The sequence below is a fragment of the Gordonia sp. DT30 genome (assembly GCF_049844915.1).
Classification (GTDB): Bacteria; Actinomycetota; Actinomycetes; order Mycobacteriales; family Mycobacteriaceae; genus Gordonia.
Map to the genome: position 1 here is coordinate 1 of NZ_JBNCLY010000025.1, position 21,497 is coordinate 21,497.

At 68.7% G+C, this 21,497-nt stretch carries 23 protein-coding genes; 12 read left to right on the plus strand and 11 right to left on the minus strand.

Features of this window, described 5'->3' with window-relative positions; genetic code table 11:
* The first annotated feature begins 144 nt into the window (after positions 1 to 144).
* The 3 genes from ACLQ3C_RS18585 (at position 145) to ACLQ3C_RS18595 (ending at position 2,166) form a co-directional block, all read left to right on the plus strand.
* On the plus strand, positions 145 to 387 hold the full coding sequence (locus ACLQ3C_RS18585) for a hypothetical protein (protein ID WP_425706578.1): 243 nt from the start codon (positions 145 to 147) through the stop codon (positions 385 to 387).
* A 67-nt stretch (positions 388 to 454) separates the two neighbouring features.
* Entirely contained in the window at positions 455 to 1,030 is a 576-nt protein-coding gene (locus ACLQ3C_RS18590; protein ID WP_425706579.1) for a phosphatase PAP2 family protein, read from the plus strand.
* A 2-nt stretch (positions 1,031 to 1,032) separates the two neighbouring features.
* On the plus strand, positions 1,033 to 2,166 hold the full coding sequence (locus ACLQ3C_RS18595; RefSeq protein WP_425706626.1) for an FAD-dependent monooxygenase: 1,134 nt from the start codon (positions 1,033 to 1,035) through the stop codon (positions 2,164 to 2,166).
* 26 nt (positions 2,167 to 2,192) lie between these two features.
* Here the strand turns inward: ACLQ3C_RS18595 and ACLQ3C_RS18600 are convergent, their stop codons facing one another.
* Positions 2,193 to 3,629, minus strand: coding sequence for a carotenoid oxygenase family protein (locus ACLQ3C_RS18600; RefSeq protein WP_425706580.1), 1,437 nt, complete (start codon positions 3,627 to 3,629; stop codon positions 2,193 to 2,195).
* Positions 3,630 to 3,702: 73 nt separating this feature from the next.
* On the opposite strand from ACLQ3C_RS18600, the gene ACLQ3C_RS18605 reads away from it, so the two are divergent.
* The gene (locus tag ACLQ3C_RS18605) at positions 3,703 to 4,257 is read left to right on the plus strand and encodes a TetR/AcrR family transcriptional regulator (RefSeq protein WP_425706581.1); all 555 of its coding nucleotides are present in this window, start codon (positions 3,703 to 3,705) and stop codon (positions 4,255 to 4,257) included.
* A gap of 10 nt (positions 4,258 to 4,267) precedes the next feature.
* Here the strand turns inward: ACLQ3C_RS18605 and ACLQ3C_RS18610 are convergent, their stop codons facing one another.
* Positions 4,268 to 5,122 carry an alpha/beta fold hydrolase gene (locus ACLQ3C_RS18610; protein ID WP_425706582.1) on the minus strand — a complete coding sequence of 285 codons (855 nt, stop codon included), beginning with the start codon at positions 5,120 to 5,122 and terminating at the stop codon, positions 4,268 to 4,270.
* A gap of 96 nt (positions 5,123 to 5,218) precedes the next feature.
* Between ACLQ3C_RS18610 and ACLQ3C_RS18615 the strand changes: the two genes are divergently transcribed.
* Positions 5,219 to 5,794, plus strand: coding sequence for a TetR/AcrR family transcriptional regulator (locus tag ACLQ3C_RS18615; protein WP_425706583.1), 576 nt, complete (start codon positions 5,219 to 5,221; stop codon positions 5,792 to 5,794).
* A 19-nt stretch (positions 5,795 to 5,813) separates the two neighbouring features.
* Here ACLQ3C_RS18615 and ACLQ3C_RS18620 read toward each other — a convergent pair whose 3' ends face one another.
* Positions 5,814 to 6,062, minus strand: coding sequence for a DUF2530 domain-containing protein (locus tag ACLQ3C_RS18620; RefSeq protein WP_425706584.1), 249 nt, complete (start codon positions 6,060 to 6,062; stop codon positions 5,814 to 5,816).
* A 22-nt stretch (positions 6,063 to 6,084) separates the two neighbouring features.
* Here ACLQ3C_RS18620 and ACLQ3C_RS18625 point away from each other — a divergent pair, with 22 nt between their 5' ends.
* Both ACLQ3C_RS18625 and ACLQ3C_RS18630 read left to right on the plus strand, forming a co-directional pair.
* Entirely contained in the window at positions 6,085 to 7,662 is a 1,578-nt protein-coding gene (locus ACLQ3C_RS18625; RefSeq protein WP_425706585.1) for an NCS2 family permease, read from the plus strand.
* A 97-nt stretch (positions 7,663 to 7,759) separates the two neighbouring features.
* Positions 7,760 to 8,137 (plus strand): MarR family transcriptional regulator, encoded by a 378-nt coding sequence (locus tag ACLQ3C_RS18630; protein WP_425706627.1) that lies wholly within the window; start codon positions 7,760 to 7,762, stop codon positions 8,135 to 8,137.
* 21 nt (positions 8,138 to 8,158) lie between these two features.
* On the opposite strand, the gene ACLQ3C_RS18635 is transcribed toward ACLQ3C_RS18630, so the two are convergent.
* Positions 8,159 to 9,400: a GNAT family N-acetyltransferase gene (locus tag ACLQ3C_RS18635; protein WP_425706586.1), complete on the minus strand. Its 1,242-nt coding sequence runs from the start codon at positions 9,398 to 9,400 to the stop codon at positions 8,159 to 8,161.
* 181 nt (positions 9,401 to 9,581) lie between these two features.
* On the opposite strand from ACLQ3C_RS18635, the gene ACLQ3C_RS18640 reads away from it, so the two are divergent.
* The gene (locus ACLQ3C_RS18640) at positions 9,582 to 10,436 is read left to right on the plus strand and encodes a TrmH family RNA methyltransferase (protein WP_425706628.1); all 855 of its coding nucleotides are present in this window, start codon (positions 9,582 to 9,584) and stop codon (positions 10,434 to 10,436) included.
* Complete coding sequence (locus ACLQ3C_RS18645) at positions 10,433 to 10,894, plus strand: DUF2537 domain-containing protein (protein WP_425706587.1); 462 nt, start codon at positions 10,433 to 10,435, stop codon at positions 10,892 to 10,894. The genes ACLQ3C_RS18640 and ACLQ3C_RS18645 overlap by 4 nt, the downstream gene beginning before the upstream one ends.
* 13 nt (positions 10,895 to 10,907) lie before the next feature.
* Here ACLQ3C_RS18645 and ACLQ3C_RS18650 read toward each other — a convergent pair whose 3' ends face one another.
* The 4 genes from ACLQ3C_RS18650 to ACLQ3C_RS18665 all read right to left on the minus strand — a co-directional run bounded on the left by ACLQ3C_RS18650 (position 10,908) and on the right by ACLQ3C_RS18665 (position 15,480).
* Positions 10,908 to 11,756, minus strand: a complete 849-nt coding sequence (locus ACLQ3C_RS18650) for a DUF6928 family protein (protein ID WP_425706588.1) — start codon at positions 11,754 to 11,756, stop codon at positions 10,908 to 10,910.
* 8 nt (positions 11,757 to 11,764) lie between these two features.
* Positions 11,765 to 12,802 (minus strand): septation protein SepH, encoded by a 1,038-nt coding sequence (sepH, locus tag ACLQ3C_RS18655; protein WP_425706589.1) that lies wholly within the window; start codon positions 12,800 to 12,802, stop codon positions 11,765 to 11,767.
* A 250-nt stretch (positions 12,803 to 13,052) separates the two neighbouring features.
* Positions 13,053 to 14,195: a phosphoserine transaminase gene (gene serC / locus ACLQ3C_RS18660; protein ID WP_425706590.1), complete on the minus strand. Its 1,143-nt coding sequence runs from the start codon at positions 14,193 to 14,195 to the stop codon at positions 13,053 to 13,055.
* Positions 14,196 to 14,352: 157 nt separating this feature from the next.
* Positions 14,353 to 15,480, minus strand: coding sequence for a citrate synthase 2 (locus tag ACLQ3C_RS18665; protein WP_425706591.1), 1,128 nt, complete (start codon positions 15,478 to 15,480; stop codon positions 14,353 to 14,355).
* 204 nt (positions 15,481 to 15,684) lie between these two features.
* Between ACLQ3C_RS18665 and pdxH the strand changes: the two genes are divergently transcribed.
* Positions 15,685 to 16,380 (plus strand): pyridoxamine 5'-phosphate oxidase, encoded by a 696-nt coding sequence (gene pdxH / locus ACLQ3C_RS18670; protein WP_425706629.1) that lies wholly within the window; start codon positions 15,685 to 15,687, stop codon positions 16,378 to 16,380.
* A 41-nt stretch (positions 16,381 to 16,421) separates the two neighbouring features.
* Positions 16,422 to 17,690: an MFS transporter gene (locus tag ACLQ3C_RS18675; protein WP_425706592.1), complete on the plus strand. Its 1,269-nt coding sequence runs from the start codon at positions 16,422 to 16,424 to the stop codon at positions 17,688 to 17,690.
* An 11-nt stretch (positions 17,691 to 17,701) separates the two neighbouring features.
* Here ACLQ3C_RS18675 and ACLQ3C_RS18680 read toward each other — a convergent pair whose 3' ends face one another.
* From ACLQ3C_RS18680 to ACLQ3C_RS18690, 3 genes are all read right to left on the minus strand, one after another.
* A complete protein-coding gene (locus ACLQ3C_RS18680) occupies positions 17,702 to 18,730 on the minus strand; it encodes an oxygenase MpaB family protein (RefSeq protein ID WP_425706593.1) in 1,029 nt (342 codons plus the stop codon).
* A gap of 146 nt (positions 18,731 to 18,876) precedes the next feature.
* Positions 18,877 to 19,749, minus strand: coding sequence for a biotin-dependent carboxyltransferase family protein (locus tag ACLQ3C_RS18685; protein ID WP_425706594.1), 873 nt, complete (start codon positions 19,747 to 19,749; stop codon positions 18,877 to 18,879).
* Entirely contained in the window at positions 19,746 to 20,399 is a 654-nt protein-coding gene (locus tag ACLQ3C_RS18690) for a 5-oxoprolinase subunit B family protein (protein WP_425706595.1), read from the minus strand. Before ACLQ3C_RS18690 ends, ACLQ3C_RS18685 begins: the two co-directional genes overlap by 4 nt.
* A 124-nt stretch (positions 20,400 to 20,523) precedes the next feature.
* Between ACLQ3C_RS18690 and ACLQ3C_RS18695 the strand changes: the two genes are divergently transcribed.
* Complete coding sequence (locus tag ACLQ3C_RS18695) at positions 20,524 to 21,468, plus strand: carbohydrate kinase family protein (RefSeq protein ID WP_425706596.1); 945 nt, start codon at positions 20,524 to 20,526, stop codon at positions 21,466 to 21,468.
* Positions 21,469 to 21,497: the final 29 nt, after the last annotated feature.

Consider the following 21,497-nt stretch of genomic DNA (forward strand, 5'->3'; position numbering starts at 1 on the left):
TGGCCGAACTCACCCGCGGCGGCGCCTGTCCAGAGTTGCCGTGGCTGTAAACCACCCACAAGAACGTCAGGAGATCCTGGATGAGTGGGATGTCAGGTCGCAGTTGAAAGTCCACAGGCCTATCCCATTGAAGATGGTTACCGGATGACCGCTGATGGACTCGATGCGGGTTTTGGTCCATCGAACAAGATTCTGCTGCCCTGGATCGACAAGGACCGCCCCCCGACGCTCCGTGCTGGCGATCGCCCCTGGTTGATGTCGGCGGCCGGCACGAGGAAGTGGTTCGTGTGCACCGGCATCCGTCGCGGATCGGTGAGTCTCTCCGCGATCACCAACGCCCACGCCACGCCCTGGAGCCGGCAGGTCAAACGAGTCGTTCCGCAGTGACCGGCTGACTTCGAAGAGCCGGTAGAGCCACCGACTTCCCGCCGCACCACCTCGGTAAGGTGGCGCCATGACAGCCGCATTCGCCTTCGACCGCCTGCGCGTCGACGACGACGTGACCGGCTGGATGGTCGACGGGCGCACGCAGCCCTGGGTCGGGCTGGCGCACGCGGTGACCTTTCTCGGCAACACGCTCACCCTGACTATCCTGTGCGTCGTCGTGGCAGTCGCGTTATTGATGCGACGGCGCGTCGACGAGGCAGTATTGCTCGTCGTCGGCTCACTGCTGGGATGGGTGATCATGGTGGCGCTCAAAGACGTCGTCGGTCGCGATCGCCCGCCGGCTTCCGGACGGCTACTGCATATCGAGAGTTTCTCCTTTCCGTCCGGCCACGCCATGATGTCGATGGTTGTGTACTGCCTGCTCGCGGTCGTTGCCTATCGAAGCAGTTCGTGGGTACGCCACCATGATTGGGTGCTGATCGCCGCGCCGCTGCTGTCGATGGCCATCGGGATCACGCGCGTGTATCTCGGGGTGCACTGGGCGACCGATGTTCTCGCCGGCTGGATGTGCGGTGCGCTATGGGTGCTGGTCTGTGTGTGGGCATCGACCCGGATCGCGCTGCGTGGCAAGAAGGCCGGATGACGATGCGAGTTCTGGTTGTGGGAGCGGGCATCGGTGGTCTCGGGCTGGCCGCCGGGTTGACGCGGGCGGGGATCGAGGTCGAGGTCGTCGAGCAGGCCGAGCAGGTCCGCGCGCACGGCTCCGGTGTGACGTTGTTCGCCAACGGATTCGGCGCCCTCGACGCACTCGGGATCGGTGCCGACGTACGCACGGCCGCCGGAGCCGCGGGCACGTACTCATCGGGAAGCCGACGCCCGGATGGTTCGTGGCTGATGCGTCTGGGTGGCGCTGCCGAAAACCTGCGGGTGATCGACCGGGCCGAGCTCTACCGGGTCCTGCTCGCGGCGGTCCCGCGTGACTCCGTGCGCACGGCGAGCCGGGTGGTCGGTCTCGGCGACGGTGGGGTCGTGCTCGAGGGCGGCACCGAACTCGCCGCCGATGTGGTCGTCGGCGCCGACGGGCTACGGAGTCGGGTGCGAGCCGACGCATTCGGCGATCCGGGCATCCGCTACGCCGGATACGGCGCCTGGCGGGGGATCACCGAGCATCCGGTACCGATCGACGCGGCCGGCGAGACACTTGGCCGCGGAGCACGTTTCGGCATCGCGCCGCTCGGCGACGGCCGCATCTACTGGTTCGCATGCGTTTCGGTCGCGCCCGCATACCGTGCCGGCGGCCTCGACGAGGTACGTCGACGCTTCGGTGACTGGCATGACCCGATCGGTGCCCTCCTCGACGCCACCGATCCCGCGGCCGTCTCCTACGCGCCGATCGAGGAGCTGGCCCGAAGGCTGCGGACCTTCGCTTCCGGAAGATGTGCCCTACTCGGGGACGCCGCCCACGCGATGACACCCAACCTCGGACAGGGGGCCAATCAGGCTCTCGAGGACGCCGCCGTGCTGAACCACCTCCTGGGCCGCGACCTCGGCAGCGCGCCCGACATCCGGAGCATCACCGCAACACTCGCGCGATACGACGCCCTCCGACGGCCCCGCACGCAGCGCATCGCTCGTCAGGCCCGACTGCTCGGAACCGTGATGCAGTGGCGCCATCCATTTCTCGCGACCGTGCGCGACTCGGCGATCCGGCTGGCGCCCACGGCACTCGCCGACCGGCAGGCACGCAACCTGCAACAGTGGTCGCTGCCCGCGCCGTAACCTCCGACGACGCGACGGCGCCGGACCTACGCCGGACGGAAGGCCCCGTGAAAGGTCATCGGAATGTGGTGGGTGAGGGTGGCGGTGGCGACGGGCCCGTCGTCGGGCCGGTCCGCGCGCAACACCAGCAGCGCCGAGGTGCGTCGCGCCGGCTGATGAAGAACGGTCAACAGCCAGCCGTCGCCCTCGGCCGGCGACGTCGGATCGGCGACGAAAAGTGGTTCGCAGACAGTGCTTTCGCCATCGGTGCGGTACGCGCGGTGCCTGTTGTCGGCATGGTCGATGGTGGTGATCGTGTCGGGATTGCCGCCCGGGCGCGTGGATTGGGCCAGATAGGTGAACCGGTGTGCCGCGGCCGTGCGTCGTTGATCGAGTTGCGGGAACTCGCCGCCGAGGTCGCTGAGTTCCTCGGTGCGAACCGTCTGACGCCGTCGGTCGATCACCAGGCGCGTCAGCGTTCCGCCGAACGCCGGGCCGGGATTGTCGCGATAGTCGCGCAGATGCCCATTCCATCGCGTCCATCCGCCGTCACCGTCATGCGCCACGAGTTCGACGGTCGTTGCGTCGTCGGTGTCGTAGGCGTTGGTCACGTGGAAGTGAAAGAGCGAGTCGTGTTCGACCCTGACGTGCTCGCCCCCGTCGCGTGGTACGAGGACGATCGTGGTGCCGAGGTCCGGCTGGTAGGAGAGCGCGTGATCGAACGGGCGCAGACCGAGGGCGACCGGGATCGGATGCCGGACGACCAGCGGACCGAGTACGAAGACGAGGTACCGGTCGGTGAGCGCGAAGTCGTGGATGAAGCCGAGCCTGGGGATCGGGATCGTCGAGATCGTGGTCAGCCGCCCCTGCGGGGTGAGGCGATAGCACCGGATCATCGGGCGCGGGAAGAAGTCGAGACCGAAGTTGAACACCTCACCGGTGCGGGGATCGGTCTTGGGGTGCGCGGAGAAGGCGCCGAGCCGCTTGAGCGCTCCACCGAACGACTCCGTCCCGTGGGTCGACAGCGTGTCGAGGTCCAGCCGATGTGGCCGGCCGCCCTCCCACAGTGCGTAGAGCTTGTCGTCGTGGATCAGCACGTTGGTGTTGGCCATGTTCTCCGGGAACCGCAACGCATTGGCGAGGGCGCCGCCCGCGCGTTGGGTGCCGAAGCCCTTCGGCGGCAACGAGGTCCGGTTGGAACGCCCATACGCTTTGGTGTGGACGTATCGGTTGCGGAAGTGCACCCCACGGTCGGTGATGTCGAAGCGTGACACCATGCCGTCGCCGTCGAAGATGTGCTCGATCGGGTGGTTGCCCACCTCGAACCGGCCGGGACCGATCCGGTAGAGGGTGCCGCGCAACTGCTCGGGGATGGCGCCCTCGACGTCACTGACGGCGTAGTCGAACTCGTGGAGCTGGGTATCCCAGGGCGAGGTTCCCGAAATGTTGGAGACAGGGACACCGTCGATCCGTGAGACACCCATGGCAAAAAGTGTCTCAAACTAGAGTCGCAATACGCAATAGATGTCCGGCCATTGGGCGATTAGACTCCTCGTCGTGTCCGGAAGCGATGACGTCCTCGCCGCGGCTCGCCGGGTGGTGGGGCGGGTCGGTGTCGGCGCGCTGACCCTGGCGGCGGTGGCCCGCGAGGCCGGTATCGGCCGGGCGACGCTGTATCGGCGGTTCGCCTCGCGCGACGCGCTCATCGCCGCGCTGGTCACCGCGGAACTCGACGAACTCGAGCGATTGGTGCGCAGCCGACTGCGATTCGCCGACGAGCCGCGTCAGACCGTTCACATGCTCGTTCGGGAAGTGCTCGACCACAATTCGCGAAATGAGGTGCTGGGCGCGGCGCTGCGGATCGATGCCGCGGATCTGCTCGGCTGGCTCATCCGCAGTGGTTCGCAGCCGACCCTCGTCGACGTCGTCACCGAGCGCGCACTGGCCTATATCGTGGATTCGCCTCTGGCCCAGCACCTTCGGCCGAATCCGGAGGCGGCCGTCGAATTCATGGTCGGCGCCATCTACGCCGACCTCCTCTCCCCGGGGAGGTATCTGACCCACGCCCAGCTGGCCACCTACATCACCGACGCCATCTGTGTCGAGCCCTAGCCGGTAGCGATCACGATCGGGTGAGAAACGCCGAGATCTCGCGGCCGACACCTGCCGGGTCGTCGATCGACAACAGCACTGCGGCGCCGGGGATCTCGGCGTAGCGGGCGCCGGGGACCAGCTCGGCGAGCCGGTGGCCGTGTGCCGGCGGCATGACCCGGTTGTCGGGGGACCACAGCACCAGCGCCGCACCGTCGAACCGGGACAATGCCTCGGTGTCGCGAACGAGTTCGGCCGACTCGAAATGTGTTGAGGCATAAGCGGCCAAGTCGTCCGCAATGCCGGGGATGGACAGCGCCGGCTCGGTCCAGTGGCGGGCCAGCTCGTCGGGAATCGGTTGGCGTGTCATCCATCCGAATACCACAGGCAGACGGCGGAGGAGGCGACTGCGGATGTTGCGGGCGGCGAGGGTGAGGCCCCCGGGGAGACGCGCGGCGATCTCGGCCATCTTTCCCGGCAGGCCGGGCGGAAAATTGTCGAATGCCTCGCACGGCAGGATCACCATCGCACCCACCCGCTCGTCCCGGCCGATGGCGGTGAGGAAAAGTCCGCCGCCCCAATCGGAATGGACGAGGGTCGCCTCCTGCAGATCCAGAGCGTCGAGGAAGTCGGCGAGCACGTGCACCAGGCCCGTCAACGAGAGGTCGGCTCCCGGATTCATCGGGATGCGGTGCGCACCGAGCGGCAACACCGGGCGCAGATAGCGCAAGCCCGTCGGCAGGTAGCGCATCACCGGATCCCATAGGCGCTCGTCCATGAAGAGGCCGTGTAACAGGACGACGGGAGCGCCGGCGCCCTCGTCGAGGTATTCGATGATTCCGGCGGAGATCTCTATCCGGCGTCGCCGGGGCGTTGCGGTGGTCATCGGGTCTCCCGTCGACGGACTGGACTTGTGGAGCGAGCGCTGTGGAGTGGATGCTCTAGAGTGCCCACTCTAGAGCAATTGATCTACGCTGGGAAGGTGCGAAACGGCGAGCGGATCACGACGGCGATGGGGGAGTCGCTACGACGCAACGGGTATGCCGGCACCGGGATCAAGAACGTCCTCGACGCCGCCGACGCTCCCAACGGCTCGCTGTATCACCACTTCCCGGGCGGCAAGCGTGAGCTGGCGGCGGCCTCGCTGCGACAGATGGCCGCGGTCTACCTCGAACTCGTCGTCGGACTGCTCGCCGTCGAGGGCGAATTGCCCGCCGTCCTCGCCGCGGCGTTCGACGAGGCCGCCGACGCCATGGCGGGCTCCGGCTGGCTCAACCTGTGCCCGGTCGGCACCGTGGCCGGCGAGATCGCCGACGCCGAACCCGGGCTCCGAGAGGTCACCGCCGAGATCTTCATCTCCTGGATCGATGCCGGGACCGCGCTGTTCGTCGCGCGCGGGCTCACCGACGACGACGCGACGACGCTCGCATCAGCGACGATCGGGGCCCTGGAAGGTGCGTTCGTGCTCGCGCGGACGCTGCGCTCGCCGACCCCGGTGCATGCCGCGGGGGCATCGGTGGCCGCACTCGCTGCGACCCTCGTCCGGGTGCGCGCATAGGGCCGACGTCACGGGCGGTTCAGTCGAGCCCGCGTTGTGCGCTCCGCGAGCCGCGGCGCGAAGCGGCCCGCTGGACGAGGAAGATCACCGTGCCCAGCACCCCGACGCCGAGCCCGGTCAAGCAGACCGCGAGGGTGCGGCCACCGCCCCAGCCCGTCACGCCGACGACGATCGACGCCACCAGCCACGCCAGCATCCCGACGACGATCACCGGTTCGGGTGCGCGCAGCGCTCGCGGGAGTTCTGGTATGGGTGCTGCATCGGACATGCGCTCAGGGTAGCTTTCCCGTGTGCCCAGCGATTCTGCGCCCGACGAGTCCCCGAGCAAACCCACGACCCCACCGACCGGCAGCGGCCCCACCGAGACAGGCCCCACCGAGACAGGCCCCACCGAGACAGGGCCCACCGAGACAGGGCCCACCGAGACAGGGCCCACCAATCCGGTCGACCGGTTCTTCAAGATCAGCGAACGCGGCTCGACATTTGCCCGTGAATTCCGCGGCGGCCTGGTCACCTTCTTCACTATGGCCTACATCGTGGTGCTCAACCCGATCATCATCGGTGGTATCTCCGGGTCGCCGCACAATGCCGACGTACTCGGCCACGTGCTGCCGATCGCGCAGGTCGCCGCGGTCACCGCCCTGGTCGCCGGCGTTATGTCGATCATCTTCGGCCTCGTCGCCAACTATCCGTTCGCGATCGCCGCGGGGCTGGGGGTCAACAGTCTGCTCGCGGTGACGATCGCACCGCAGGTGACGTGGCCCGAGGCCATGGGTCTGGTCGTCGTCGAGGGCATCATCATCGTGGTGCTGGCCGTCACCGGATTCCGGACCGCGGTCTTCAATGCCGTTCCCGCAGAACTGAAAGCGGCGATCGCCGCCGGCATCGGCGCCTTCATCACCTTCGTCGGCTTCGTCGACGCCGGGTTCGTGCGGCGCATCCCCGACGCCGCCGACACCAACGTGCCGGTCCAGCTCGGCAGCGGCAACTCGATCACCAGCGTGCCCACCCTCGTCTTCGTCATCGGCGTGCTGCTGATGGGGGTGCTGGTGGTGCGCAAGGTGCCCGGCGGGCTGCTCATCGGCATCGTCGTGACCGCGGTGGTGTCGGTGATCCTGGAGTCGGTGCTCCATCTCGGTTCGGGGGCCGAGAAGCCCGGCGGGTGGGGGTTGTCGGTGCCGTCGATCCCGCATTCGGCCGGCGGGCTGCCGAACCTGTCGCTCGTCGGCGACGTCGACGTGTTCGGCGCGTTCACCCGCATCGGGGTGCTCGCGGCATGCGTGCTCGTGTTCGCGCTGCTGCTGTCGAACTTCTTCGACGCGATGGGCACGATGACCGGGCTCGGCAAGGAGGCCGGGCTGGCCGATGAGACGGGCAACCTGCCCGACATCGGCAAGGCCCTGGTCGTCGAGGGCACCGGCGCGATCGCCGGTGGTGTCGCATCGGCCTCGTCGAACACGGTGTTCGTGGAATCGGCGTCCGGCGTCGCCGAGGGTGCGCGGACCGGTCTGGCCAACATCGTCACCGGCGTGCTGTTCCTGGTGGCCATGTTCTTCACCCCGGTCTACGAGGTCATCCCGAGCGAGGCCGTCGCCCCGGCACTGGTGATCGTCGGCGGCCTGATGATCGGCCAGGTCCGCAGCATCGACTTCACCAAGTTCGCGATCGCCTTGCCGACATTCCTGACCATCGTCACCATGCCGTTCACCTACTCGATCGCCAACGGCATCGGCGTCGGCTTCATCAGCTGGGTGGTGATGGCCACCGCGGCGGGCAAGGCGCGGTCGGTGCATCCGTTGATGTGGCTGGTCGCGATCGTCTTCGTCGCCTACTTCGCGCGCCAACCCATCTCGGATCTGGTCGGGTGAGCAGCGGCTGCGGCCGCGGGCGATCTATTATTGCGCCGTGGAACCAGTTGATGGCGACAAACAGCTCGCCGGGCCGCTCTCTCTTGCGATCGTCCGGATGGCCCGGCGTCTACGACTGCGTCGCGACAGCGAGCTCGTGTCGTTGACCCAGTTGTCGGCCCTGAACACCCTTTATCAGGAGGGCTCGATGACGCCGGGCGCGCTCGCCGCGGCCGAACGGATCAAGCCACCGTCGATGACGCGGGTGCTCGCCTCGCTGGCCGACCTCGGGATGATCGAACGCGCCGCGCACCCGACAGATGGCCGGCAGGTGATCGTCACCCTCGCTTCGCCCGGAAAGCGGGTGATCACCGACGAGGTGGCCGCCCGTACGGAATGGCTGGACGGCCGGCTCGCGGCGCTGTCGGCGCAGGAGCGCGCCACCCTGAATGCCGCCGTACCCATCCTCGAACGGATCGTGTCGGCCGACGGCTGACGGCAGGGCAGGCCGACCGCTTCAGAAGAATGTGCCGGCGAACGGCGCCCGCGAGGTGGCAAAGGCCTTCGCGACGGCGTCGAGGGTCTCCGGGGTATCGGTCCAGAGCCGCTCCGCGGCCGCGAACTCGTGCGCGCCGATGCCGCCGAGATAGATGCTCGACAAGACCGAGATGCTCAGTCGCACAGTCGGTTGCGCGTCAGTGCGGACAGCGACCGCGGCACCGTTGCGGATCGTGACGGCAAAGGTTCCACCGCGCTCGGCGAACCGGTCGGTCACCTCGATGACCGCATCGAGGTCCGCGCCGAAGCGGCGGGCACCGAGCGCGGCACCGACGTCGAGGATGCGCACCCACATCTTGTCCACGAGCCCGGTCACCTCCACCGAACGCAGGTCGACCAATTTGCGGGGCAGCGGGTCGTCGACGGGAATCGTCGCGCGCAGCGACGGGATGAGGTCGAGGGAGATCAGGACCCGCCACAGGTCGGTGTGGGCGTCCTCGGTCACCGCGAAGACCTCTTCGACCTCGGCGTGCAACCCGCCGCCGTCGGCGTCCTTGATGATGCGATAGCTCGCGTAGCCGTCATCGTGCAGCAGGTAGTGCAGCCCACTGGCCCCCGGCGAGCGCTCCGAGTCGCGGTCGGCCAGGATGGGCGCCCACCACTGCTCGGTCCGCGGTAATGCACCCGGCCGCGTCGCCGTCCAGCGCCGGTGGATATCGGGGATCGCGGCGGCTATCTCGTCGGCGCCGGCGAACCGTACCCGCGCATGCGCCGGTTGGGCGTGCCGCATCCGCGCCGCGGAGCCGACGGTGATGGTGTGCGCGAAGCACGCGGGGCCGAAGCCGAAGCGCTCGTAGATGGTGCCCTCCGAGGCGGTCAGGATCGCGAAGGTCTGTCCCTCGTCGATCCACTGGCCGGTAAGCTCGGTGAGCATCCGGCGCAGGATGCCGCGCCGGCGATGGGTGGCGGCCACCGACACCCACGACAGTCCGGCCGCGGCGGCGGTGGCGCCGCCGGGCAGGGTCATCGACATGCGGTAGAACATCGACACCCCGACGAGTGGTGCCGAGGGCAGGTCGGTGTCACGCACGACGATGACGTCGGAGTCGGAGACCTTGGCGCGCAAGTCGTTTCGCTCGTCGTCGGCGATGGGGTTGCGCATCGCGAACGCCCGGGCGTCGGCGGCGATGATGTCGTCCCAGTCGTCGTTCGAGGCGCGGCGCAGGCTCAGGTGATCGGTCGTGGTCTCGGGACTGTTCACCCCTCCACGTTGTCATATCGACGCGAACATGGTGATCAGCGGGCCGGATCGGGCGACTGCGGTGCGCGTGCCGGGGCGAGCGCAGTGGCTGCGACGACGGCGGTGTTTGGCAGACTGGGTATTCGTGTCCGATACGCCCGCACCTCCTGCTCCTGCACCCCGTGCCGCGGTGCCGCTACCGGTGCGGGTCGTCGACATCGACGATCCCGCCGATGTGCGCGTCGACGACTTCCGCGATCTCAACTCGGTCGACCGGCGCCCGGATCTGCCGGTTCTGCCGGGTGGCCGGCGCGGCCGCGGCCTCGTCATCGCCGAGGGCGTGCTGGTGGCCCGGCGGATGATCGCGTCGCGATTCGCTCCGCACGCCTTCCTGGGGGTGACGCGGCGACTCGAGGAACTCATCGGTGATGTGCGCCCGGTGCCCGACGACACCACTGCCGATGGAGCCGTCCCGTTCTATCGGGCCACTGCCGAGGTGATGGCCGAGATCATCGGGTTCCACCTCAATCGGGGGGTGCTCGGGGTGGCGCGCCGGGCACCGGTTCTCGGTGTCGACGAGGTACTCGCGAATGCGCGGACCGTGGCGATCCTCGAGGGCGTCAACGACCACGAGAACATCGGCAGCATCTTCCGCAACGCCGCCGGTCTGGGGGTCGACGCGGTGCTGTTCGGCGCGGGATGCGCCGACCCGCTGTATCGCCGCAGCGTGCGCGTGTCGATGGGACACGCGCTGCTGGTGCCCTCGGCCCGTTTCGATCAGTGGCCCGCCGGATTGGACGACGTGCACCGGCATGGGTTCACCACGGTGTCGCTGACACCGGATCCGGACGCAACCGTGCTGGCCGACGCCCTCGACGCCGACCGGGTGGCCTTCCTCGTCGGCGCCGAGGGCCCGGGCCTGGCCAAGGCGACGATGCGGGCCACCCACGTGCAGGCCCGAATCCCGATGAGCCGGGGCACCGATTCGGTCAACGTCGCGACCGCCGCGGCCATCGCCTTCTATGAACGCGTCCGATCAGGCACGATGACACGATGAGCGATCCCGGTGACGACCGGCATTCCCCTGCAGCCACGGCGCCGGCAGCGCACGAGGCACACGGGCCGGCGGAGCCGCCCGCCGAGCCGGCGTCGTGGCAGGCACCGGCGTGGACGCTCTACGTCCCCGAGAGCGAACGGGTGATCGCCGGGTCGGGATCCGGTGTCGACCTGGAGCGATGGCGGCACCACGAACCGACACCGTGGTCGCTGGGCCTGCTCGTCAGTGCGATCGTGATGGCCTTTTGTGCGCTGGTGACGGTCGGCGTGTACAGCCTGGCCGAATCCCTCGCACGCGGCGTGGGGCTGCTCGCCGTGGTCGTTCTGGCCTCCGCGAGTGCTTGGACGCTCTGGATTCTCCGATTCCGCCCGGTGTGGCGCTGGATCGTATGGGGGGCGCTGAGCGGACTGCTCGCCGGCGTGGGATCGGCGATTGCGTTGTTTGCGCTCGGGCAGTGAACCCGGACCGCTCTCAGGACTTGCCGAAGCCGAAGTAGCGGGCGAGTCGTCCGCGCTTGGGCTTCGGTGCGGCGTCCGCCTCGCCTGCGGTATTCGCCGGTGCCGCCGAGCCCGATTGCCCGGGGACACCGTGGCCGGAGATGTCTTGCCCGGCAAGCCCCTGCGCGGCGGCCCCCTGCGCCGACACGGCGTGGTACCGGTCGATGTCGTCGGGCGTCGGCACATAGTCGGCGGGATGGATCGCATATGCGGTGACCGGTATCCGCGCGGGATCGGCGTCGGCCGGTGCCAGCGGATGGGTGAACCGGAAGCCGAGCCACGTGCGGTTGGACTCCTCGGCGAGCTGCTGGGGATGGAATGGCAGCGCCAGCAGATCCGGGCCGACGCCCTCGGCGTAACGCAACGGGTGTTCGCCGCCCCAGAACGGGCCCTCGAACGGGTAGGGGACACCCTCGTCCTCGAGGTAGTCGACCGGCGTCGCCGAGAACGACCGTCGCAGCTCGCCGTCCTCCCAACGGGCAAAGGTGCCGGTGCCGGTGGCCGGATCGGTGTACAGCAGGGTGGTCGCGGCGCTGCGGTGAATCGAGGCGATCGTCCGGGTGAGCTCGCTGGGCCGCCCGGTGGCGAACAACGAGCACGACACCACACTCAACCGCCCGTAATGGCCGGCGTAGACGTGCGGGGTCTCGGCAGTCATCGCCGAGGCGAGGTCGGTGTCGGCCACCGGCAACAAGACACTGTCGCCGTAGATGGCCGACGCGAGCCGCTGGGCTGCGGTGACGTCATTGGCGAGTCCGCCGCGCACCAGGCCGGCCGGATCGTCGGTGTCGATGAACCAGAGTGTTACTGCGCGCGCCGACATCGTCCCCCTCAGCTGTTCGGATGGCTACGGACTCCCAGCAGGACATCCTCCCATGCTGGTACGGGTGGCTTGCGTGACTTCCGGCGACGCGGCGCGTCGACCGGAGTGGGTGGCCGCGGCGCATCATCACGGTCGTCGTCGGTCACCTCGGCGGCGGTGTCCGCCGATCGCTGCGGCTCGGTGTCAGTGTGGGTGTCTGCGGTGTCGGTGTCCGCGGCGTCGGTGTGCTGCCCATCCCCGGCCGGCCCGCGAGAGTCGGTGGTGCTCTCGTCGCCATCGAAGTCCAGCGCGTACGTTCCGTGCTCGTCGAACGGGGCACGCTGCGGGTCGTGCCGGCTGCGCTGCGCCCCGATGATCGAGTCGGCGTCGAGGGTGACCTGTTCGCGGCCCGAGTCGTCGACCGCCGGGCCGGGCACCGGGGCGATCACCGGGGTGGCCACCGGTGTCAGCCGGCGGCGCGGCTCGATCAACTCCGGGTGGGTCAACTCCTCGGCGAGGTCGTCGAGCGGATCGGCGGTCCCGCCGTGCGACCCGGGTTGGTAACGCCAGTGGGCGCGGTGTTCGGTGTGGCCGACCTGCCAGGCGACCTGCACCGCCCAATGTCCGTCCTCGCCCTTCCACGCATCCCAGACCGCCTCGGACGGCGTCTGTCCGAAGGCGACGATTCCTTCGGTGACGACGTCGCCCAGGGTCGATTCGGCGAGACCGTCGTGGCGCAGCGGGTGTGCCTGTGCAGCGAGTTCGGCGGCCCGGCTGCGTTCGAGCAACACCGGGTGCGCGAACCGCTCGACCTTGTCGGTGCTGACGCCGGCGATCGCGGCCACCTCGGCGACGGTGGCGCCGGCGCGGATGCGGGATTGGATCTCGCGAGGCCGCAGCGTGCTGGTCATCTCGATCTCGATCTGACCGAGCCGGGAGAGGTCGCCGCGCGCGGCCGCGCGCAGTCGTTCATCGGCGGGGAGGGTGAATCTCTTACCGGACTCGACGTCCTGGCAGATGACTCGGGAGCCGCCGGCGTCGACGCCGACCACTCGAAGTTCGCGCATCTGCTCCTCCTCCGGTTGACCACGAGTGCGGGCATTGGGCTCAGGTTAGACCACCGAACGCGCGGTATCAGTCGGACACGCGGACCGGGAACGCTCGGCTGTCGCCGAATACGCGCAGTTCAGCCCAGGTGTGACGGAGGTGACCCATGCGTCGGATGGTGCGGATGGGTTCCACAGTAGCGTGCGTGCGGCCCGGTGTTGCCGGTGGTCGCCGAACGCCGCAACCGGCGCCGGAGGTGGCGCGCGGGTGTCACAGACGCTCGACGATGTAGTCGATGGCGGCAGTGAGCCTGCTGACGTCCTCGGGGTCGATCGCCGGGAACATGCCGATACGGAGCTGGTTGCGGCCCAGCTTGCGGTACGGCTCGGTGTCGACGACGCCGTTGGCGCGCAGCGTCTTGGCGACCGCGGCGGCGTCGATCTCGTCGTCGAAGTCGATGGTGCCCACGACCTGACTGCGCAGCGCCGGATCGGTGACGAACGGTGTCGCGAACTCCGACTTCTCGGCCCACGAGTACAGCCGCGAACTGGAGTCGGCGGTGCGCGAGACACACCAGTCCAGGCCGCCGTTGCCGAGCATCCACTGGATCTGGTTGTCCAGCAACAGAAGTGTGGTCAGTGCGGGGGTGTTGTAGGTCTGGTTCTTGCGGCTGTTGTCGACGGCGGTCGGCAGCGAGAGGAATTCCGGGCACCAGCGGTCGGTGCCGGCGATCTGGTCGATGCGGGCCAGGGCCGCCGGGCTCATCGCTGCGAGCCAGATGCCGCCGTCGGCGGCGAAGCACTTCTGCGGCGCGAAGTAGTAGACGTCGGTGTCGGCGATCTCGACCGGCAGGCCGCCGGCTCCCGAGGTGGCGTCGATGGCGATCAGTGCGTCGTCGGCGCCGTCGGGCCGGCTCACCGGGACCGCCACCCCGGTGGAGGTCTCGTTGTGCGCCCAGCCGATCAGGTCGACGCCGCCGAAGTCGTCGGCGGTCAACGCCGCCGGGTCGGGTGCGGTGCCCGGATCGGTCGAGATCACCACCGGCGAATCCAGGAACGGTGCCTTCTTGGCGACGGTGGCGAACTTCGACGAGAACTCGCCGTAGGTCAGATGCAGCGAACGCCGCTTGATCAGCCCGAATGCGGCCGCGTCCCAGAACGCGGTGGTCCCGCCGTTCGACAGCACCACCTCGTAACCGTCGGGCAGGGCGAACAGCTGCGAGAGTCCTTCGCGCACCGAGCCGACCACGTTCTTGACCGGGGCCTGACGGTGGCTGGTGCCGATCACCGACGAACCGATGTCGACGAGGGACTGGAGCTGCTCCGGGCGGACCTTGGACGGTCCGCAACCGAAACGTCCGTCGGCGGGCAGCAGGTCGGCGGGAATGGTGATCGGGGTGGCGGCGTCGCTCATGGGCGCAATTCTAGGGCTGTGGCCGGGGCCACTCGGTTTCGGCCTGCCCGAGCTCCTGTCCGAGGTACTGATCGGCCCTCGGGTTCGCGCGGTCTGAGTTTGTTCGCGCGGCTGGTCGACCACCCGCGCGAACAAATTGAAGCCGCGTGAACGGTTCTCAGAGACCGGGTTTGACGACGTCGCCCCATCCCTCGACGTCCTCGGGTCGCCGCGGTGCGGGGCCGGTGTACAGCGCGGCCGGCCGGACGAGTTTGCCGAGTCGCTTCTGTTCGAGGATGTGCGCGCACCAGCCGGCGGTGCGGCCGCAGGTGAACATCGCGGGCATCATGTGCGTCGGCACCTCGGCGTAGTCGAGGATGACCGCCGCCCAGAATTCGACGTTGGTCTCGATGGCCCGGTCGGGACGTCGTTCCCGCAGTTCGGTGAGCGCAGCTTGTTCGAGCGCGGCCGCCACCTCATATCGGGGGACGCCCAGTTGCTGCGCGGTGTGGCGCAGCACGCGGGCCCGCGGGTCCTCGGCGCGGTAGACGCGGTGGCCGAAGCCCATCAGCTTCTCCTTGCGGTCCAGGATGCCCTTGACCAGGCCGCGGGCGTCGCCGGTGCGCTCGACCTCGTCGATCATCGGCAGCACCCGCGCCGGTGCGCCACCGTGCAGCGGACCGGACATGGCGCCGATCGCCCCCGAGAGCGCCGCCGCCACGTCGGCTCCGGTGGAGGCGATGACGCGGGCGGTGAAGGTCGACGCGTTCAGTCCGTGTTCGGCCGCGCTCACCCAGTACGCGTCGATCGCGGCGATGTGCTTCGGGTCCGGATCGCCCTTCCATCGGGTCATGAAACGTGCTGTGACGGTGGGACATTCATCGATGATGTGCTGCGGGACGGCGGGCTGATGGATACCGCGGGCCGACTGTGCGACGTAGGACAGCGCCATCACCGATGCCCGGGCGAGGTTCGCGCGGGCGGTCGCGTCGTCGATGTCGAGGAGGGGCTGATATCCCCAGATCGGCGCCAGCATCGCCAGGGCGGCCTGGACGTCGACGCGGACGTCGCCGGTGTGGATGGGCAGTGGGAACGGTTCGGCCGGGGGCAGGCCGTCGCCGAACCGGCCGTCGACCAGCAGGGCCCATACGTCGGCGAAGGTGACCTTGTTCTCGACGAGGTCTTCGATGTCGACGCCGCGGTAGCGCAGGTTGCCGCCGTTCTTGTCGGGCTCGGCGATCTCGGTCGTGAAGGCGAGGACGCCTTCGAGTCCGGGAACGAAGTCGTCGGGGACCTTGATCGTCATGTGTCAGACCACTTTCTCTCCGCACGGCGATGTGCCGAAATCCTGTGGCGATGCCGGGCGAGGCATCCCCACCAGCACTGTAGGACAGTTCTCGGGTCCCGTCATACCGGGGAGTAAGCGTGGGGTGCCCGGAGTAGCGTCGGGTCGGTGAGCGAATCCAGGGACTCCGCGGCGCCCGCGCGGGAGCCGATCGATCTGCCCGGAATGCGCGTCGGGTACGGCGGTGGTATCCCGCCCAATGTCGGCGACGGCGACCGCGCGGCCGGGGCAGACGGCGTTCGTGACAACCTCGACCCGAGCTGGCTGCGCGGCGACCCGCCATGGCTCGACCTTTTCGAGGTGTGGCTGCATGAGGCGCTCGATGCGCGGATTCCCGAGCCCAACGCGATGGTCCTGGGCACCGTCGACCCCCACGGGTTGCCTGCGACGCGGACGGTGCTGTGCAAGGGCGCAGACGCGACCGGGATCGTCTTCTTCACCGGCTACGACTCCGACAAGGGCCGTGATCTCGCCGCCGACCCGTATGCCTCGATCACTTTTCCGTGGATTGCGCTGGAACGGCAGGTGCACTTTCGTGGTGCGGTGACCAAGGTGAGCCCGCAAGAGACCCAAGGCTATTGGTCCAAACGCCCGCGCGGTTCCCAGCTCTCGGCCCTGGCGTCGGAGCAATCGCGTCCGATCGGCAGCCGGACGGAGCTGGAGGAGAAGGCCGCCGACGTCGCGGATCGGTGTGGGGGACTCGACGGCGGTACCCCGGTTCCGGTGCCGCCGCACTGGGGCGGATACCGACTCGCCCCCGACTGCGTCGAGTTCTGGCAGGGCCGTGCCAATCGGCTGCACAACCGGGTGCGGCTGAGGCTGGTCGACGGCGTGTGGGAGGTGGTCCGGCTCCAGCCCTGACCACCGGCGGGGGCGGTGGTGAGAATAGATAAGCTGTTTCGGTGCGTCGTCTACTGGCCGATACCCGTCCACTTTCCAATCCGCATTTCCGGCGGCTGTGGTCGGCCAACATCATCACCGTCATCGGCGCTCAGCTCACCGTCGTCGCCGTACCCGCCCAGATCTACCAGATCACCGGCAGCTCGGCCTATGTCGGATTGACCGGAGTCTTCGGCCTCGTCCCCTTGGTCGTCTTCGGGCTGTGGGGCGGGGCGCTGGCCGATGTCTTCGACCGCCGGATGATCCTCGTCGTCACCACGCTGGGCCTGATCGGCACCAGCGCATTGTTCTGGGTGCAGTCGGCGATGGGCTGGAACAATGTGTGGATCATCTTGTCGCTCTTCACCATTCAGCAGGGGTTTTTCGCGGTCAATCAGCCGGCGCGGACCTCGGTGCTGCCCCGGCTGTTGTCGGCCGGGGAGCTGCCGGCCGCCCTGTCGTTGAACATGACGGTGATACAGGCGGGGGCGATCGCCGGTCCGCTCGTCGGAGGTGCGCTCATACCGGTGCTCGGATACTCGGTGCTGTATCTGATCGACACGATCTTCCTGTTCGCCACCCTGTGGGCGGTGGTACTGCTGCCGACGCTGCGGCCGGAGAGCGAGCACGCACCCAAGGTGGCCGGGCTGCGGTCGGTGATCGACGGCCTGGTGTATCTCGCCGGGCACAAGGTGCTGTTGGCGTCGTTTGTGCTCGACCTGATCGCAATGATCTTCGGTATGCCGCGCGCACTGTTTCCGCAGATGGCGCACGAGAACTTCGGTGGCCCGGTCTCCGGTGGCGTCGCCTTCGCGTTGCTGTTCATCGCGATCTCGGTCGGCGCCGTCGTCGGCGGCGTGTTCTCCGGCTGGGTCAGTCGTGTCGAGCGGCAGGGGTACGCGGTGGTCGTATGCGTCCTGATCTGGGGTGTCGCCATCGCGGCATCCGGTGTCGCCGTGGGTCTGGCGGGCGGGTCGGCGATGCCGTGGCTGCCGGTCGTGTTGGTGCTGCTGATGGTCGGCGGCGCCGCCGACATGGCATCGGCGGCGTTTCGGCAGGCGATCCTGCTGGCCGCCGCCAACGACGAGGTGCGTGGACGTCTGCAGGGTGTGTTCATCATCGTGGTCGCCGGCGGGCCGCGCATCGCCGACGTCGCGCATGGTTCGGCAGCCGCCGTCGTCGGGGTGGCGGCCACCACCGCATTCGGTGGCGTCGCCGTCGTCGTGCTGACACTTCTTGCCGCCCTGGTATTGCCGGCCTTCCTTCGCTACCGCGTCGGCCAGCACGCCTGAACCGGCCGACGTCAGTGCTCGCTGACGCGGCCGGGGATCGTCGCCCGGCGGGCGGCGTGGACGGGGCAGTAATGGATCGGATTGTCGCGCTGCGCCTCGGACGGAAGGTTGCGGGCCGGGGTCTCGACGAGCGGCGCATCGCGTGGCACCCGGCCGTCGATGCGATCCCACGCATCGCGTGAACGCGGATGGCGCCGATAGCGTTTCGGGGTCAGTCGATGCATGACGAGATTGACCGCCTTGCCCAGCAGCCGGAATCGGCGTTCGTCGGCCGCGCTCCACGGAAGGTTCATCATCTCGCGGATCGGCTCGTCGTAGAAGCCGGTGGTCAGCCACACGAAGAAGCGGGCGGTGGGTGGCGCGATGAATCGTCGCCAGATCCCCGCGGGCATGAACGACATGAACGGCGGTGGTGGCAGCGCGCCGATGTCGAGGACGGTACGCACCGACTCGTGATCGCGTAGAACGTTGCGGCACATGTGATCCCAGTACTCGAGAAAGTCCTCATAGGTGTCGGGGACGGGTCGCATCGAGACGCCGTACTGCGCGTACCAGGCCTTGGACTCCTCGAACAACCGGCGTTTCTGTGCCTCGGTCAGCCACGGACCGAAGCGTTCACACAGCCGCACGTTGCCGTACCAGAACGTCGCGTGCGCCCAGTAGAAGACGTCCGGGTCGAGCGCGTGATATCGGGATCCGTCGGGCATGGTGCCCTTGATGGTGAGGTGGTAGTCGCGTACCTGGTGTCCGGTTTCGGCGGCGCCGTCGGTCGCGACCGCGTCGTAGACGACGCCGCCGATGGGATACAGCGAGCGCATCAGTCGTTCCCAGCGTTCCCCGAAGAAGTCGGAGTGATCCCACACCGCCTGACCCAGCTTGGGGTGCATGTTCTGCATCGACCCGGCCCAGAGTCCTTGCAACATACCGGTCCACGTGCCCCAGACCTGCCAGGTCAGCGAGTCCGGGCCCAGCGGCGGGTACTCGGCCGCGCCGGCGTCGACGACGGTCTCGGCAGTAGGGGCGGGCGCAACCTGAGTCATGAGACAAAACCGTAGATGCGTCTCACCCAGGGTGTCAAGCAGAGATGGTGTCAAGCAGTCGCTGTGTCAAGCGGGCCGAAGCCGGCCGATCGGTAGACATTGCTCCCGGAATCCGCGATCAATGTCTACCGATTCGGGGCACGACCTCATCGCGACCGGAAGCGCACCCGATTTCCGGCGATGAGTTGCGCTGCTCGGGAGATCGACGCCGCGGTGAGCACCGCGACGACGGGATAACCGCCGGTGACGGGATGATCGGCGAGGAAGATCACCGGGGCGCCGTTGGGCGGAACCTGTACCGACCCGTGCGCCACCCCTTCTGATCGGAGTTCGCCGACGTCGTCGCGGTGGGCCGGCACCGGGGCCGCGGCGCCGTCGGGACGCAGGAGCCGCACGCCCACCCGATCGGCCTCGGCACTGACCTCCCACTCGCCGACGGCCAGGTCCGCGGCCCGACGGAGACGATCGGCGCGCGGTCCGGCGGTCACCTCGAGTTCGACGACGCCGGTGGGCGTACCGGGCAGCGGCGCATGCGTGATGGCGGGCCACTCACCGGTCTCGCTGCCGATGGCGAGCCGGTCGCCGGCTCGCAGCGGCGCCGGGCCGAGTCCCGAGAGGGTGTCGGTGGCTCGGGAGCCGAGCACCGCAGGCACATCGACCCCGCCGCGCACCGCCACATAGTTGCGGCAACCCCATGCGGGTGGGCCGAGCGCGAGTTGCGCGCCGGATTCGATGATGATCGCGGCACCCAGACCCACCGGTGCGTCGTCCACGGTGACCGGTGCTCCGGCGCCGGTGACCGCCACCACTGCGCGGTGGTATGCCCGGATTCGCAGGCCGCCCAACGTCGTTTCGATCGTCGCCGCCGACTCCTGGTTTCCGACAAGGCGATTGGCGAGTGTCATCGACGCCCGGTCGGCCGCTCCCGACTGTGGTACCCCGAGGTGGGCCAGTCCGGGGCGGCCCAGGTCCTGGATCGTCGCGAACGGTCCCGGGGTGATCACCTCGATCACGGTCATCGGGTGCTTTCGACATCGGTGAAGCGCACAAGTGCTCCGGGTGTCAGCAGTGACGGCCGCTGTGAGGTCTCATCCCAGAGTCGGATATCTGTGTGGCCCAGCAGATTCCAGCCCCCCGGGCTCGGCGCGGGATAAACGGCGCTGTACCCGGCGGCGACGGCGACCGCCCCGGCAGGCACCCGCGTGCGCGGTTCGTCGCGACGCCCCGGCCGCAGCAACGGATTGTCCCGGCCGTCGGCGGGCACCAGATATCCGAAACCCGGTGCGAAACCCATGAATTCGACGCGCCACACGGTGTCGGTGTGCGCCACGACGACGTCGTCGGCGGCGAGGCCCAGACGCTGGGCGACCTCAGTCAGGTCTGCGCCGTCGTAGTGGACGGGGATCGTGATCTCGTCGTCGGGCACCGCCGCCGTGTCGCCGGGCCCGGAGGCATCTCGCAGTACCCGGTGGATTCCCAACGCGTCCGCACCGAATCCGAGCTCGAACTGGACGAGGACGGTCGTCGCACTCGGGACGATCTCGGTGACGCCACGCAACATTCCCGTTGTGCTCGCGGCCCGCAGTGCCCGCTCGGCCCGACGAACCGCGGGCCGGTCGTCCTCGAAGTCGAGCAGCACCGCATCGGTGCCCGCGGGCAACTCGTTCATATCCGTCGAATCTACCCGTCCACCTACCGGATTGGGCGTCCCGGCGAATGCGTCCGGTATGCGGTGGCACACTGATTCGCGTGACGGCAGGACCGACGTGCGCAGGTGGCCCGGGAATGGGCCGATGAGAGAGATCGTGGTGTGCGGGGAGTCGCTCGTCGACGTGGTGGCGACCGCTGCGCCGAATTCGGACGCCCCGACGCTGCCTGCGTTGCAGCCGGCCCTCGGTGGTGGGCCGTTCAACGTCGCGATCACCCTGGGCCGACTGGGAAGTGCGGTCTCGTTCTGCTCGGCGGTCTCGACCGACGACTACGGCGAGGCGATCGTGTCGGCGTTGCGGCACAGCGGTGTCGGCAGCACGCTGGTGCAGCGGCGCGGTGAGCCCACGTCGCTGGCGCTCGCCACGATCGGTACCGACGGCGTCGCGCACTACTCCTTCTATCTCGAGGGAACCGCGGACCGGCTGGTCACCGACCCGGGGCCGTTCGCGCCGACGGTGTCGGCGGTCTGCTTCGGCACACTCTCGTTGGTTCTCGAGCCGGGTGCGAGCGTGTACGAGACCGTGCTGCGCCGATGCCACGCCGAGGGGCGGCTCGTGGTCTGCGACCCCAACATCCGCTCGGCCGTCATCGCCGACCCCGACGCATACCGGCGGCGTTTCGCCTCGTGGATGGAGTCGGTGGACGTCGTGAAATTGTCCGACGAGGACGCTGCCTGGCTGGGCCTCGGTCGGTACGGATCGAGAGCGGCGGACTGGATCGGCGCAGGCGTCACCGCCGTCCTCACAACTGCCGGCGCCGACGGTATTCACGTCACCACCGCCGGCGGCGTCAGCCACGTGCCGGCGCCGCGCGTCACCGTCGCCGACACCATCGGTGCAGGTGACGCCATCATGGGTGCCGTGCTGCATCAACTGGATCACCTGGGTGCGCTGTCGTCGGCGGCCGTCGGTGAACTCGACGCCGACCGCTGGCGCCAGATCGCCGCCTTTGCGGTGTCGGTGGCGGGGATCACGGTGTCCCGTCCGGGTGCCGACCCTCCGTGGGCGAGCGAGCTCGGGGGAGACTAGGTTAGGTTCTCAAGAGCCCGTATGGGCGA